The 13,389-nt window shown below is 64.5% G+C and carries 11 protein-coding genes; 8 read left to right on the top strand and 3 right to left on the bottom strand.

Features of this window, described 5'->3' with window-relative positions; all coding sequences use genetic code 11:
- Position 1: 1 nt before the first annotated feature.
- The 8 genes from AC0IPL_RS17320 (at position 2) to AC0IPL_RS17285 (ending at position 10,251) form a co-directional block, all read left to right on the top strand.
- Entirely contained in the window at positions 2 to 535 is a 534-nt protein-coding gene (locus AC0IPL_RS17320) for a DUF6446 family protein (RefSeq protein WP_474276141.1), read from the top strand.
- Between the two features lie 76 nt (positions 536 to 611).
- Positions 612 to 2,675 carry a glycine--tRNA ligase subunit beta gene (glyS, locus tag AC0IPL_RS17315; protein ID WP_474276139.1) on the top strand — a complete coding sequence of 688 codons (2,064 nt, stop codon included), beginning with the start codon at positions 612 to 614 and terminating at the stop codon, positions 2,673 to 2,675.
- 164 nt (positions 2,676 to 2,839) lie between these two features.
- The gene (locus AC0IPL_RS17310; RefSeq protein WP_474276137.1) at positions 2,840 to 5,416 is read left to right on the top strand and encodes a putative PEP-binding protein; all 2,577 of its coding nucleotides are present in this window, start codon (positions 2,840 to 2,842) and stop codon (positions 5,414 to 5,416) included.
- Between the two features lie 171 nt (positions 5,417 to 5,587).
- On the top strand, positions 5,588 to 6,241 hold the full coding sequence (locus AC0IPL_RS17305) for a cell wall hydrolase (protein ID WP_474276134.1): 654 nt from the start codon (positions 5,588 to 5,590) through the stop codon (positions 6,239 to 6,241).
- Positions 6,242 to 6,370: 129 nt separating this feature from the next.
- Positions 6,371 to 7,291, top strand: a complete 921-nt coding sequence (locus AC0IPL_RS17300) for a dihydroneopterin aldolase (protein WP_474276132.1) — start codon at positions 6,371 to 6,373, stop codon at positions 7,289 to 7,291.
- The gene (gene folP / locus AC0IPL_RS17295; protein ID WP_474276129.1) at positions 7,288 to 8,283 is read left to right on the top strand and encodes a dihydropteroate synthase; all 996 of its coding nucleotides are present in this window, start codon (positions 7,288 to 7,290) and stop codon (positions 8,281 to 8,283) included. Before AC0IPL_RS17300 ends, folP begins: the two co-directional genes overlap by 4 nt.
- 25 nt (positions 8,284 to 8,308) lie before the next feature.
- Positions 8,309 to 9,667 (top strand): phosphoglucosamine mutase, encoded by a 1,359-nt coding sequence (gene glmM / locus AC0IPL_RS17290; protein WP_474276126.1) that lies wholly within the window; start codon positions 8,309 to 8,311, stop codon positions 9,665 to 9,667.
- Positions 9,668 to 9,759: 92 nt separating this feature from the next.
- A complete protein-coding gene (locus tag AC0IPL_RS17285) occupies positions 9,760 to 10,251 on the top strand; it encodes a hypothetical protein (protein ID WP_474276124.1) in 492 nt (163 codons plus the stop codon).
- On the opposite strand, the gene AC0IPL_RS17280 is transcribed toward AC0IPL_RS17285, so the two are convergent.
- From AC0IPL_RS17280 to ilvC, 3 genes are all read right to left on the bottom strand, one after another.
- The gene (locus AC0IPL_RS17280; protein WP_474276121.1) at positions 10,245 to 11,147 is read right to left on the bottom strand and encodes a DMT family transporter; all 903 of its coding nucleotides are present in this window, start codon (positions 11,145 to 11,147) and stop codon (positions 10,245 to 10,247) included. The two genes, AC0IPL_RS17285 and AC0IPL_RS17280, sit on opposite strands and share 7 nt — an antisense overlap.
- Positions 11,148 to 11,248: 101 nt before the next feature.
- Complete coding sequence (locus AC0IPL_RS17275) at positions 11,249 to 12,157, bottom strand: DMT family transporter (RefSeq protein ID WP_474276119.1); 909 nt, start codon at positions 12,155 to 12,157, stop codon at positions 11,249 to 11,251.
- A gap of 91 nt (positions 12,158 to 12,248) precedes the next feature.
- Positions 12,249 to 13,271: a ketol-acid reductoisomerase gene (ilvC, locus tag AC0IPL_RS17270; RefSeq protein ID WP_474276117.1), complete on the bottom strand. Its 1,023-nt coding sequence runs from the start codon at positions 13,269 to 13,271 to the stop codon at positions 12,249 to 12,251.
- Between the last annotated feature and the right edge of the window lie 118 nt (positions 13,272 to 13,389).

The following is a 13,389-nucleotide window of genomic DNA, read 5'->3' as shown; positions in this document are numbered from 1 at the left end:
AATGGGAAAATTTCTGGCGCTCATCCTGATCGTCTCGGCCCTCGCGGCCGGGGGGGCGATGTATTATTTTCAGGTCTACGGCTTTTACGACACGGTCAAGGCGCAGCCGGGGCGCGACGTGATGCTGGTACCGCTGGACGGCGGCACGGCGCAGCCGATTGCCTATTCGGATTTCGAGGCGATCGACGCGGGCAGCTCCCCCATCCGCTACCGCGCCTGCTTCCGCACGAAGATGTCGCCGGATGAGCTGGCGCAGGTGTTTACCCTGTCGGACAAGCTCGAACCGCGTAACGCACCACCCTGGTTCGATTGTTTTGATGCCGCCGCCATCGGCGCCCAGCTGGCAGAAGGGTCGGCCCGCTCATTCCTGTCGGTCAAGAACATCTCTTATGGGGTGGACCGCATCGTTGCCGTGACTGATGACGGTTTCGGTTATGTATGGCACGAGCTGAACAATTGCGGTCACAAGGCCTATGACGGCACCGTGGTGGGCGAGGAATGCCCGCCCCGTCCCGAGACGGGTGAGGGCAACTGATGCCGCTTTGGCCCATGCCCGCCTGTTGTAATTCTCTCGCTGCGCCCGCCCGCGCGGCCACGCTCAAGGACATCCAATGCCCGATCTTCTGATTGAACTTTTTTCCGAGGAAATTCCGGCCCGTATGCAGGCGCGCGCGGCCGAGGATCTGAAAAAGCGCGTGACCGATGGCTTAGTCGAGGCGGGGCTGACCTATGCGGGCGCCGCCGCCCTGTCGACACCGCGCCGCCTGACGCTGGCGGTGGATGGCCTGCTGGCCGAAAGCCCCACCATCCGCGAAGAGCGCAAGGGCCCAAAGGTCGGCGCGCCGGACAAGGCGATCGAGGGCTTTTTGCGCGGCGCAGGACTGAGCCGCGAGCAGCTGGAAGAACGCGACACGCCGAAGGGCGCGGTCTATTTCGCGCAGATCGAAAAGCCGGGCCGCCCTGCGGCGGAGATCATCGCCGATGTGCTGGAAGTCACTATCCGCACCTTCCCTTGGCCGAAGTCCATGCGCTGGGGCACGGGCTCCTTGCGTTGGGTGCGCCCTTTGCATTCGATCCTCTGCATCCTGTCGGATGGCGCCGGTGCAACCGTGGTGGATCTGGATATTGACGGGATCACAGCCGGCAACACCACCCGCGGGCACCGTTTTATGGCCCCGGATGAGATCACTGTGACCGGTTTTGACGACTACACGACCAAGCTGAAGCGGGCCCATGTGGTACTGGATCCAAGTGAGCGTGCGGATGCGATCTGGCAGGAAGCCACCAATCAGGCCTTCGCCAGTGGCCTTGAGGTGGTCGAGGACAGGGGCCTGCTGGGTGAAGTTGCCGGTCTGGTCGAATGGCCTGTGGTGCTGATGGGCGCCATCGACGCCGAATTCCTGGAGCTGCCTGCCGAGGTGCTGCAAACCAGTATGCGCGAGCACCAGAAGTTTTTCTCGGTCCGGAACCCCAAGACCGGGCGGATCGAGAAATTCATCACCGTGGCGAACCGCGAAACTGCTGACAACGGCGCGACCATTCTGGCAGGCAACCAGAAGGTTCTGTCGGCCCGTCTGGCCGATGCCAAGTTTTTCTGGGAGAATGACCTGCGTACAGCCAAGTCCGAGGTCGGCATGCGCGCGTGGGTGGAAAACCTGTCCAACGTGACCTTCCACAACAAGCTGGGTACCCAGGCCGCACGCATCGACCGCATCGCCGCGCTGGCGCGCGAAATCGCGCCGGTTGTTGGGGCCGATGCGGATTTGGCAGAGCAGGCGGCGCGGGTGGCCAAGGCCGACCTCAGCTCGGAGATGGTCTATGAATTCCCCGAGCTACAGGGCCTGATGGGCCGTTATTACGCCGAGGCCGCGGGCCTGCCGCAAGAGGTCGCCACCGCCTGCGAGGCGCATTATTCGCCGCTGGGACCGGGGGATGACGTGCCGCAACAACCGGTGACGGTGGCGGTGGCGCTGGCCGACAAGCTGGACACGCTGACCGGTTTCTGGGCGATTGACGAAAAGCCGACCGGCTCGAAAGACCCCTTCGCGCTGCGCCGTGCCGCGCTGGGGGTGATCCGACTGGTGCTGGAAAACGACGTGCGCGTGAACCTGCGAGAGGTGATCGCCAAGGCGTATGAGGGGGCCGATGCCGAAAACCTTCTCACCTTCTTCCACGATCGCCTCAAGGTGTTCCTGCGCGACCAGGGCATCCGCCACGACGTCATCGACGCCTGCATTGCGATGGACGGCAACGACGATCTGACGCTGCTGGTCAAACGTGCCCGCGCGCTGGAGGATTTCCTGAAGACCGACGACGGCACCAACCTGCTGCAGGGCTTTAAACGCGCCAACAACATCCTCTCGAAAGAAGAGGAAAAAGACGGTGTCGAATATTCCTTCGGGGCCGATCGCAAGTTTGCCGAGGACGACACGGAAAAGGCGCTGTTCGACGCGCTCGAGGCCGGGGGGGCAGCGATCTCCCCGGCCATCGAGGCCGAGGATTTCGCGGCGGCCATGCGGGGCATGGCCGCCCTGCGTGCCCCGATCGATGCGTTCTTTGAGGCGGTGCAGGTCAATGCGGACAACGCAATCCTGCGCCGCAACCGGCTGAACCTCCTCAGCCAGATCCGCAAGGTCTGCGGCCAAGTGGCGGACCTCACTCGGGTCGAGGGCTGAAAGGCCGACCGGTTTCTTTCTGGTCACAAATACTCCCGCCGGAGGCGCCGGTCTTTCCGTTAGGGAAAGGCCGGTTTTTTTTGGGGTGAAGCCGGTTGCTGCAACTGCACTCTTGCGCGATAGCCGCTGCGCCTTATGGTGACAGGCAAAGGAGACGCGCCGCAGTGCAGAAAGATTTCGAACAGATCCCTCAGGCCTCGCTGATCACCGCGACCGCTCCGATCACCACCGCCAGCCATGGCGGACGGGCGAAATGTTTGCAGCGGCTGGTTCGGCTGGAGTTGCCGGTGCCGCGCACTGTCGCGCTCTCGTTCGACGCGGTCCATGCCATTGCCGAAGGTCAAATGCCGGATCTGGCAGCGGTGCTGGGCGAATTCGCGCCCGATACGCTGCTGTGCGTCCGGCCGTCGTCCGAAGATCCAGACTGGGGCGGTCCGGGGGCGATCCTGAACATCGGCATGAACGACGCACGCTTCGTCGACCTCTGCGACACGTTGGGGCGCAATGCCGCTGCGGCACTCTATCTGCGGTTCGTACAGTCCTACGCGGTCCATGTGGCTCGGCTGGATCCGGATGTCTTCGACGATGTCGAAGATGGCGGCCCCGATGCGCTGAGCGAGATCCTGCACGCCTATGAGGCGGAGACTGACGAACCCTTTCCGCAGGATCCGGGCGAGCAGCTTGCGGCGGTGCTACGCTCGATGGCGCGGGCTTGGGAGGGCACCTCGGCCAGGCTCTTGCGGCAGGCCAAGGGCGCACCCGCGGATGCGGGACTTGGCCTTGTGGTGCAGGAAATGATTCCAGGTGTCGGCCAGGGCGAATGCGGCTCAGGCGTGTTGCAATTGATCGACCCGGTGACCGGCAAGCGGCAGCTGACGGGGCGGTACCTGAGCCAGAGCCAGGGGCGCGATGCGTTGGGGGCGGGCGTTCAGGCGCTCTATCTCGCCCAGGATCCGCGCGGCCCCTCGCTGGAGGAGGTGGCACCGGAGGCCTTTGCCCAGCTGCAGTCCCATGCGGCGTTGATGCGGCGGCGGCTGCGCGAGGAAATGCAGCTGGAGTTCGTCATTGAGAACGGCCATGTGCATATCCTGGACGGGGTGCGGGTGGCGCGCTCGGCGCGGGCGGCGGTTCGGATCGCGGTGGCGCTGGCCGAGGACGGCATCATCGCGCAGGAAGAGGCGCTGATGCGGGTTGACGCCCATGTGCTGAACGAGTTGCTGCACCGGCAGGTCGCCCCCCAGGCCGAGCGTGACGTGATCGGCCGCGGAATCGCCGCCAGCCCTGGCGCGGCCACCGGGCGGCTGGTGTTCACCGCGGCGGACGCCCAGGCCAGCGCGGCGCGCGGCGAGCCGTGCATCCTGGTGCGCCGGGAAACCTCACCCGAGGACGTGCGCGGCATGCACGCGGCCGTGGGCGTGCTGACGGAAAAGGGCGGCATGACCAGCCATGCGGCGGTGATCGGCCGCGGCCTGGGCCTGCCCTGCATCGTCGGCGCCTCCAACCTGAAATTCCACAGCCGCCGCCGCATGCTGGGCGCCGAGGATGGGCGATTGTTCAAGGCGGGTGACCTCATCACCATCGACGGCAGCAGTGGCCAGGTTCTGGCCGGCCAGCCGGAAATGCTGGAAGCGGCGGAGGATGGCGCGCTGGGCACGCTGCTTGCCTGGGCCGACGAGGCCCGCGACGTCGGTGTGAGGGCCAACGCCGACACGCCGGAAGATGCGGAAACCGCTCGCCGCTTCAATGCCCAGGGCATCGGGCTCTGTCGCACCGAGCATATGTTTTTCGAACCCGGTCGCCTGACGGTGATGCGGGAGATGATCTTTGCCGAGACACCCTCGGGCCGCGCTGCGGTGCTGGAGCGTCTGCTGCCGATGCAGCGCGACGATTTCCGACAGCTGTTCCGCATCATGGAGGGGATGCCGGTCTGCATTCGCCTGTTCGACCCGCCGCTGCACGAATTCCTGCCCGCAACCAAGGGTGGCCAGCGCGAGCTGTCCGAGGCACTGGGCATTCCGGTCAGCGACGTGACCCGCCGGGTCGAGGAGATGCACGAATACAACCCCATGCTGGGCCTGCGCGGGGTGCGGCTGGGGGTCACCGTCCCGGAAATCTATGACATGCAGGCACGGGCTATTTTCGAGGCCACGCTGGAGGCTTCTAAGTGCGGCGCGCCGGTGGTGCCGGAGATCATGATCCCGCTGGTTTCGGCCAAACGCGAGGTGGAGCTGGTCAAGGCCCGCATCGATGCGGTGGCGGCGGCTGTAAAATCCGAGCGCGGCGAAGACTTCACCTACCGGCTGGGCGTGATGGTGGAAACGCCGCGTGCGGCGCTGCGGGCGGGCGAAATTTCACCGCATACGGCGTTTCTCAGCTTTGGCACCAACGACCTGACCCAGATGACCTATGGCCTGTCGCGCGACGATGCCGGGCGGTTCATGTCGGAATATGTCAATCAGGGCGTCTTTCCGGAGGATCCGTTCCACGTGCTGGACACCGACGGGGTGGGAGAGCTGCTGAAACTAGGCGTTCAGCGCGGCCGGGCGGAGAATGGAGACATCACGCTGTCGATCTGTGGCGAGCATGGCGGCAACCCCGAATCGATTGCGTTCTGCCGCGACGCGGGCTTCGATTACGTCTCCTGTTCGCCGTTCCGGGTGCCGGTGGCGCGATTGGCCGCAGCCCAGCTGGCGATTGCCGACAAAACCGGTAGGATCGCCCCAACATACGCAAAATATTAATAATTTAAAGGGCATCACGCAGCGGCCAACGAAATTATGGCGCTGTGTGTTTCCCCCCTTCATCTGCAGTCCGGCGGCCAAAGCTGGACCTTGCGCGTCAATTCCTATAAGGAATGCGACCGCGTGCGTTGGGGAGGCCGAGCGCAAGCTGATAGGACGGGGGAACCCTGAATGAAACTGTTGACTATGATTGCCGTGATGGCTGCCACCATCGCGATGGGTAAAAGTGTTTTTGCCGAAACCGGTCTGACAACGCTGATCGCGCGCGAACAGACCAATCTGAATGCGGTGCCGACGCGAAAATTCAGCGGGTTCTTCGGGATCCGCAATGCGCCGTTGAAGAAACGCCGCGCCGCGCCGAAACTGGAATACTCGAAAGCCTGGCTGGACGCCCGCCCAGCGGCCAAGGGGGGCGAGCAATTCGCCTGTCTGGCTGAGGCATTGTATTTCGAGGCGCGCGGTGAAACCGTCAAGGGCCAATTCGCGGTGGCCGAAGTGATCCTGAACCGGGTCAAAAGCTCCCAGTTCCCGAACACGCTGTGCGGGGTGATCAACCAGGGAACAGGCCGCAAATATCAGTGCCAGTTCACCTACACCTGCGACGGCTACGAGGAAGTCATCCGCGAAAAGAAGGCTTATCAGCGGGTGGCCAAGGTGGCGCGAGCGGCGCTGGATGGTTTCAAGACCGAACTGACCGGTGGCGCGACCTATTACCACACCACCGCGGTGCGCCCGCGCTGGAGCCGGACCTTTACCAAGACCGCGCGCATCGGGGTGCACCTGTTCTACCGTGACGAACGGTACCGGACCGCGCTGAGCAACTGACGCGTGAATGCGGCACAGACTGTGCCGCATTCGACCACTGGCGTGGCGCATGCGGGCCTGTTATGAGGCCGCGGAATGACTAAGATTGGGTCCCATCACCCGTCACAGCCAGCCAAAGGCCCGTTTCCCATGCCCTCTGAAATTCGCCTTGCCTTTGCGCATCCCTCCGAACGTTCCATGGCCACCGCGGCGCCGGGGCCGCTGGACCGCATCTCCTTGCGGGACCACATTGTGGAGGTGGAGATCGGTGCCTTTCAGGCGGAGCGGGGCACCACCCAGCGCATCTGCTTCAACGTGGTTGTAGAGGTGGCACCGCTGCCCAAGGATCTGGACGATGACGTGGACCGGATCCTGTCCTACGACAAGGTGACAGAGGCGATTGCGCATGAGCTGGCCGCGGAGCGGTTGAACTTGCTGGAAACCTTGGCGGAACGGGTGGCTGAGCGCATCCTGCTGGAGCCGCAGGCAGTGCGTGCCTTTGTGCGGATCGAGAAGCTGGACCGTGGCCCCGGTGCCCTGGGGGTCGAGGTGGTGCGGTCGCAGGATCAGATCAGCCACCAGGTGGATGAAGAAGAGCGCCCGCATCCGCGGCTGATGTACCTGTCCAACGCGGCCATCGACAGCGCCAATCTGCCGGGTTGGATCGACCAGATGGAATGCCGCCAGCGGCCGTTGATCCTGTGCGTTGGGGCGCATCCGCTGGCGATCCCCGTGACCGGGCACAAATGGACCCAGCGCCGCATCGACCTGCTGGCGATCGAACAGAACGCCTGGCGGCTGGCCGCCAAGGACGATCGCTGCGTCGTGGTCTCAACCCGGACCGAACTGGACTGGGCGATGAAAAACGGACAGATCTGTGTCTGGGCGCCGTCCAAGATCGTGCTGGATGCGGTCGAAGGCCCGGCCGCGCCGCCCTCGGACACGGTGGCGCTGGCGGCCTGGTTTGCCGCGACGTTCGAGGCGGGTGAAATGATTGTGCTTGGCGGGGAATTGCCTGATAATCCCGGTGTCCCGCTGCGGGGCGTCAGCGTGGAGCAAGCACAACTGTGACATATTACCGGCCGTTGGTTCAGCATGGCGAGGCCCGCCCCGAGGGGGCGGTTCCGCTGGCGGGCAGTGCTTTGTGGTTCACGCAGGTTGAGATCCTCAGCCGTGACGCGCCGCCGCGGATTGCCCCGGTTGGATTGGTGCCGGAGCCGCTGCGCCGCAGGTTGACGGCACGCCGGGCCACCATCGCCGGGCTGGACGTGACCCAGCCGCAGATCATGGGCATATTAAACGTCACCCCCGACAGTTTCTCGGATGGTGGGCAGCATGCCAATGTGGCCGCTGCCCGCGATGCGGCATTACAGATGGTCGCCGATGGCGCGTCGATCATCGACATTGGCGGCGAATCCACCCGCCCCGGCGCGGCCGAGGTGCCGGAGGCCGAGGAGGTGGCGCGCACCGCGCCGGTAATCGCCGCGATCCGCGCGACAAGCCAGGTGCCGATCTCGATCGACACCCGCAAGGCCACCGTCGGACTGGAGGCGCTGGAGGCGGGGGCTGATCTGTTCAACGATGTCTCCGGCTTCACCTTTGACCCGGCGCTGGCCCCCCTGGCGGCCCAGGCCAGCGTGCCGGTCTGCATCATGCATGCGCAGGGCGACCCCGCGACCATGCAGGAGGATCCCCAGTACGGGGATGTGCTGCTGGACGTCTACGACTATCTCAGCGCGCAGATCGACCGGCTGGAGGCAATCGGCGTGGTCCGCGAGCAGATCGTGATCGACCCCGGTATCGGTTTTGGCAAGACGCTGGAGCACAACCTGACATTGCTGCGCAATCTCAGCCTGTTTCACGCTCTGGGCTGTCCGATCCTGCTGGGGGTTTCTCGCAAGGGGTTCATCGGCAAGATCGGCAAGGAGCCGCAGGCGGCGGCCCGCGGACCCGGATCCATCGCGCTGGGGCTTGCAGCCTTGGCGCAAGGCGTGCAGTTTCTGCGGGTGCATGACGTCGCCGAAACGGCGCAGGCGCTGCGCTTGTGGCAGGCCGTCCGTTAAGGCCAAGATTGGCAGGATACTGATAATGCGAAAACTTTTTGGCACCGATGGCGTGCGTGGCACCGCCAACACCCACCCGATGACGGCGGAAATGGCGCTGCGGATCGGTGCTGCCGTCGGGCGCTATTTCCGGCGTGAAGCGGGGGGCGTGCATCGGGTTGTGATCGGCAAGGACACCCGGCTGTCAGGCTACATGTTTGAAAACGCGTTGACGGCGGGGCTGACCTCGACCGGCATGAATGTGCTGCTGCTGGGGCCCGTGCCGACGCCCGCGGTCGGCTTGATGACCCGTTCAATGCGTGCGGACCTCGGTGTGATGATCTCGGCCAGCCACAACCCGTCCGAAGACAACGGCATCAAGTTTTTTGGCCCCGACGGCTACAAGCTGTCGGACAGTGCCGAACTGGAGATCGAAGCGCTGGTGGAGGCGGGCGTGGAGTCGGCCCAGGCCGCCAACATCGGCCGCGCCAAACGGATCGATGACGCCCGGTTCCGCTATGGCGAGCGCGTCAAAAGCTCCTTGCCCCGCAATCTGAGCCTGAGCGGCCTGAAGGTGGTGATCGACTGCGCCAACGGCGCCGCCCACCGCACCGCGCCGGAGATCCTGTGGGAACTGGGTGCCGACGTGATCCCGATTGGCGCGTCGCCGGACGGGCTGAACATCAACCTAGGCTGCGGCTCAACCCAGCCGCAGGCGGCCGCGGATGCGGTCATGGCACATGGCGCCCATGTCGGCATTTGCCTCGATGGCGACGCCGACCGGGTGATCGTGATCGACGAAACCGGAACTGTGGCAGATGGCGACCAGTTGATGGCGCTTCTGGCCAGCCGCTGGGCTGAACAGGGCCTGCTGGCAGGTAATACGCTGGTGGCGACGGTGATGTCGAACCTCGGTCTGGAGCGGTTTCTGAACGACAAGGGGCTGGAGCTGGAACGCACGGCGGTGGGCGACCGTTACGTGGTGGAACGCATGCGCGAGGGCGGCTTCAACCTGGGCGGCGAACAGTCCGGTCACATCGTGATGAGCGATTACGCCACCACCGGCGATGGGCTGATGGCGGGGCTGCATTTTCTGTCCGAAATGGTTCAGACGGGGCAGAAGGCTTCGGTGCTGGCGCATCAGTTCCAGACGGTGCCGCAGCGGCTGCGCAACGTGCGGTTCCAGACCGGTCAAGCGCCCTTGCAGGATGCCCACGTGCAAGAGGCCATCGTGGCGGCCGAACGGATGCTGGACGGACAGGGGCGTCTGTTGATCCGCAAATCGGGTACGGAACCGCTGGTGCGGGTGATGGCCGAATGCGAAAACGCCGAGCTGATGACCTTGGCCGTCGACAGTGTGGTCGCCGCGGTTGAGGCGGTTGTGGGTGCTGGTAGCGACTCCTGACGTCACCAAGGCGCCCCGCGCGCCGGAAAACCCTTGCATCGCCAGGCTGCGCAGCACAGGCTCAGGCTGTATTGTCTGAGGAGTTTTCCATTATGAAGCGTGTATTTTCCGCCCTGGTCCTGACATTGAGCACGGCCGCCGCCGCCCAGGCAGGGATGTCTGTGCAGCTGTTGTCACCTTGGGACGGCAAAAAGATCCCTGCGGGCCAACAGTGTTCTGTGCAGGGGGGCAAGGCGGCGACGCCGCCCATGCAGGTCAGCGGGTTGCCCGCCGGCACCAGCATGGTGGTGGCAGAGTTCAACGACCGCAGTTACCAGCCGCTCAGCCGCAATGGTGGGCACGGGGTGATTGGCTGGCCGGTCGAGGGCAGCGATGCGAAGCTGGCACCGATTCCAGAAGGGGCGGCGAAGGGGCCGGGTGGAGCGATGGTGGTGAAAGACACGCGCGGCACGCTGGGCAGCGGAAAGGGCTATCTTCCGCCCTGTTCGGGCGGTCGCGGCAACTCCTATGAAGCGGTGATCAAAGCGGTCGGCGCCGATGGCAAGGTGCTGGAAAAGCTGCGCGTCAAACTGGGGCGTTACTGAGCCCGGAACAGCTGTCTCAGCCGGCCCAGCTGGCTGAGACCAAGCCCGCCGAGGATCATGGCCAAGGCGAGCAGCAGCGTGGGCGGCAGCGCCTCGTCCAAGAACACAGCGCCCAGAACCACCGCCCAGACAGGCACCTGATAATTGGTGAGGGTCATGAAGGTCGGCCCGGCCTCGCGCACCACGATGACCCGCAGCAGGTTGGCAGCGGCCGTGGGGATCAGGCCGAGGATAGCGGCGATCAGCAACGTGCGATTGTCCGGCATCACCGGTGGGCCTTCGACCAGCCAGGCCACTGGGCAGATGATGACAAATCCGATCACCAACAGCATGGCCGCTAACCCCAGCGGGTCCACCGGCGGCAGCCGGCGGGTCAGGATGGAGCTGACTGAATAGCAGGCCGCCGCCGACAGGCAGGCCGCCCTGCCGTAGGGCTCCAGCGCCGCGCCGCTGCTGGCAAAGGCCTGCCCCCCGATGAGCAACGCCACACCGCCAAACCCGATGACGAACCCGACGAGGCGGCGCAGGGTCATCTGCTCCCCCGGCACAAAGATGTGTGCAAGCGGCAGCACCATCAGCGGGATCGCCGCCATGCTGACGCCGGTAAAGCCGGAGGACACATGCTGTTGGCCCCAAGAGATCAGCATGAATGGAACGGCGGTGCTGATGACGCCGATCAAGCCCAAAGAGGGCCAGTTTGCCTCTTCTCGAAACAGCGTGAAGCCCCGCCAACCCCAGATTGCCCCCAGCAACAAGGCGGCAAATCCGGTACGTCCAGCGGCCAGCCAGAACGGCGTTGTGCCCTCCAGGGCCAGTTTTATCAGCAGGAAGGTCGCTCCCCAGACCAGGCCGAGGGTGGCGATCATCAGCCAGTAGCGCGGCGCGGTGGGGGGCATCAGTGTCTCCGTCCGTTCACCGCGCGACAAGACCCCTTGGAAAGGGCCGGGTCAAGGGTGGGCGCCTTGGTATCGACCGCCCGAAGTGGTCCTGCGCGCGTTCAAACCACGCGGCCGCGACGCCCACGGCTGAGCAGCAGCCCGCCGAGGATCAGCGCCATGGCGGCAAACAGCTGCGGCGGCAAGGTCTCATTCAGCAGCACGGCGCCGAAAATCACCGACCAGATCGGCACCTGATAATTCACAGTCGACAGAAAGGCCGGGCCTGCACTGCGGGCGATTTGCACCAGCAGCACTTGTGCGAGCGCCGTCGGCAACAGGCCAAGGTACACCACCGCTGCCAAAGGCAACGCCGGGGGCAAGGCGGGCACGCCCTCAATCCAGAGCGCGACGGGAACCATCAGCGCAGCGCCGCACAGCAGCGCTGCGGCGGACAGCGACAGCATGTTCACCTGTGGGCAAAGCCGGGTGAGGATCGCCCCAATGGCATAACACAACGAGGCGCCCAGGCAGGCGAGCCGGGCCAGGGATTCATAATCGCTGCCAGCCGACCGGAAGGCATCCAGCCCGATCAGCACCACCACCCCGGCGAAACCGATGAAAAAGCTGACGGTGCGGCGCAGCGTCATGTGTTCTCCCGGCACCAGCAGATGCGCCAGCGGCAGCACGAACAGCGGCACCACCGCCATGCAAACCCCGGCAAAACCGGCGGCCACATGGGTCTGCCCCCAGCTGAGCAGCGTAAAGGGCAGGGCGTTGGAAAAGATCCCCATGCCAAGCGCACAGGCCCAGATTATGCGGCCTTGGCCATGTCTCAGCGATGGCAGGCGCAGGCCCAGGGCGAAGAGGACCCCAAATAGGCTGAGCGCCCCGATCAGGATCCGCAGCGCGGCAATGGTCATCGGCGGCAAGCCCCGAAGCGCCAGTGACACCGCCATGAAAGAAGCGCCCCAGATCACGCCGAGGAACAGGAGCTTGGCCCAATTGGCGGCGCCGGGGCTGTCTGACATGGGGTAACCTCATAGTTCTGATGGGAAAAGGGCGCCCCAAGTTGGAGCGCCCCGCAGAGGAAAACGGCTGCGGGCCTTGCCCGCGGGCGCCTTAGTTCTTCTCTTTGTCGACCATCTTGCCGGCCGAGATCCAGGGCATCATGCCACGCAGTTTGGCGCCGGTCTCTTCGATCAGGTGCTCATCGTTGGCACGACGCGACGCCTTCAGGGTCGGCTGGCCAACAGCGTTTTCCAGCATGAAGTCACGCACGAACTTGCCCTGCTGGATGTCTTCCAGGACGGCCTTCATGCGGGCTTTGGTCTCGTCGTACTGCAGAATGCGCGGACCGGTGACGTACTGACCGTATTCGGCCGTGTTGGAGATCGAATAGTCCATGTTGGCGATGCCGCCTTCATAGATCAGGTCGACGATCAGCTTCACTTCGTGCAGGCATTCGAAGTAGGCCATTTCCGGCGCATAGCCAGCTTCGACCAGGGTCTCGAAGCCGCAGCGGATCAGCTCTACCAGGCCACCGCAGAGGACGGCTTGCTCCCCGAACAGGTCGGTTTCACATTCTTCGCGGAAGTTGGTCTCGATGATGCCCGAACGACCGCCGCCGATGGCGGAGCAGTAGGACAGGCCGATTTCCAGCGCCTTGCCGGTGGCGTCGGTGTCCACGGCCACCAGGCAGGGCACGCCGCCGCCTTTGGTGTATTCGCCGCGCACGGTGTGGCCGGGGCCCTTGGGCGCCATCATGATGACGTCGACGCCTTCTTTCGGCTCAATCAGGCCGAAGTGCACGTTCAGGCCGTGGGCGAATGCGATGGCGGCACCGGGCTTGATGTTGTCGTGGACGTATTTCTTGTAGGTCTCGGCCTGCAGCTCGTCGGGCATGGTGAACATGATGACGTCGCACCAGGCGGCTGCTTCGGCGATGCCCATGACCTTCAGGCCTTCGGCTTCGGCTTTCTTGGCAGAGGCCGAGCCGTCGCGCAGCGCAACAACAAGGTTCTTGGCGCCGGAATCGCGCAGGTTCAGCGCGTGGGCGTGGCCCTGGGAGCCATAGCCCAGAATGGCCACTTTTTTGTCCTTGATCAGGTTCACATCGCAATCGCGGTCGTAATAAACGCGCATGATCCACGTCCTTTCGTTATGTGTTTGAAGGCATCATACGGCGTTCGCGTGGGATTGCGATTGCAGTATGGTATGAAATCGCCTGAACTTTCGACGTAGTCATTCGTAAATTGCCCTG

This window comes from Leisingera sp. SA32 (assembly GCF_056033425.1).
Note: the sequence above shows the minus strand (reverse complement) of the source record. Positions and strands in the feature narration are given on the sequence as shown.

Coding starts and splice junctions, on each gene's coding strand:
- AC0IPL_RS17320 (WP_474276141.1), top strand. CDS start 2: ATGGGAAAATTTCTGGCGCTCATCCTGATCGTCTCGGCCCTCGCGGCC.
- glyS (WP_474276139.1), top strand. CDS start 612: ATGCCCGATCTTCTGATTGAACTTTTTTCCGAGGAAATTCCGGCCCGT.
- AC0IPL_RS17305 (WP_474276134.1), top strand. CDS start 5,588: ATGAAACTGTTGACTATGATTGCCGTGATGGCTGCCACCATCGCGATG.
- AC0IPL_RS17300 (WP_474276132.1), top strand. CDS start 6,371: ATGCCCTCTGAAATTCGCCTTGCCTTTGCGCATCCCTCCGAACGTTCC.
- glmM (WP_474276126.1), top strand. CDS start 8,309: ATGCGAAAACTTTTTGGCACCGATGGCGTGCGTGGCACCGCCAACACC.
- AC0IPL_RS17285 (WP_474276124.1), top strand. CDS start 9,760: ATGAAGCGTGTATTTTCCGCCCTGGTCCTGACATTGAGCACGGCCGCC.
- AC0IPL_RS17280 (WP_474276121.1), bottom strand. CDS start 11,147: ATGCCCCCCACCGCGCCGCGCTACTGGCTGATGATCGCCACCCTCGGC.
- AC0IPL_RS17275 (WP_474276119.1), bottom strand. CDS start 12,157: ATGTCAGACAGCCCCGGCGCCGCCAATTGGGCCAAGCTCCTGTTCCTC.
- ilvC (WP_474276117.1), bottom strand. CDS start 13,271: ATGCGCGTTTATTACGACCGCGATTGCGATGTGAACCTGATCAAGGAC.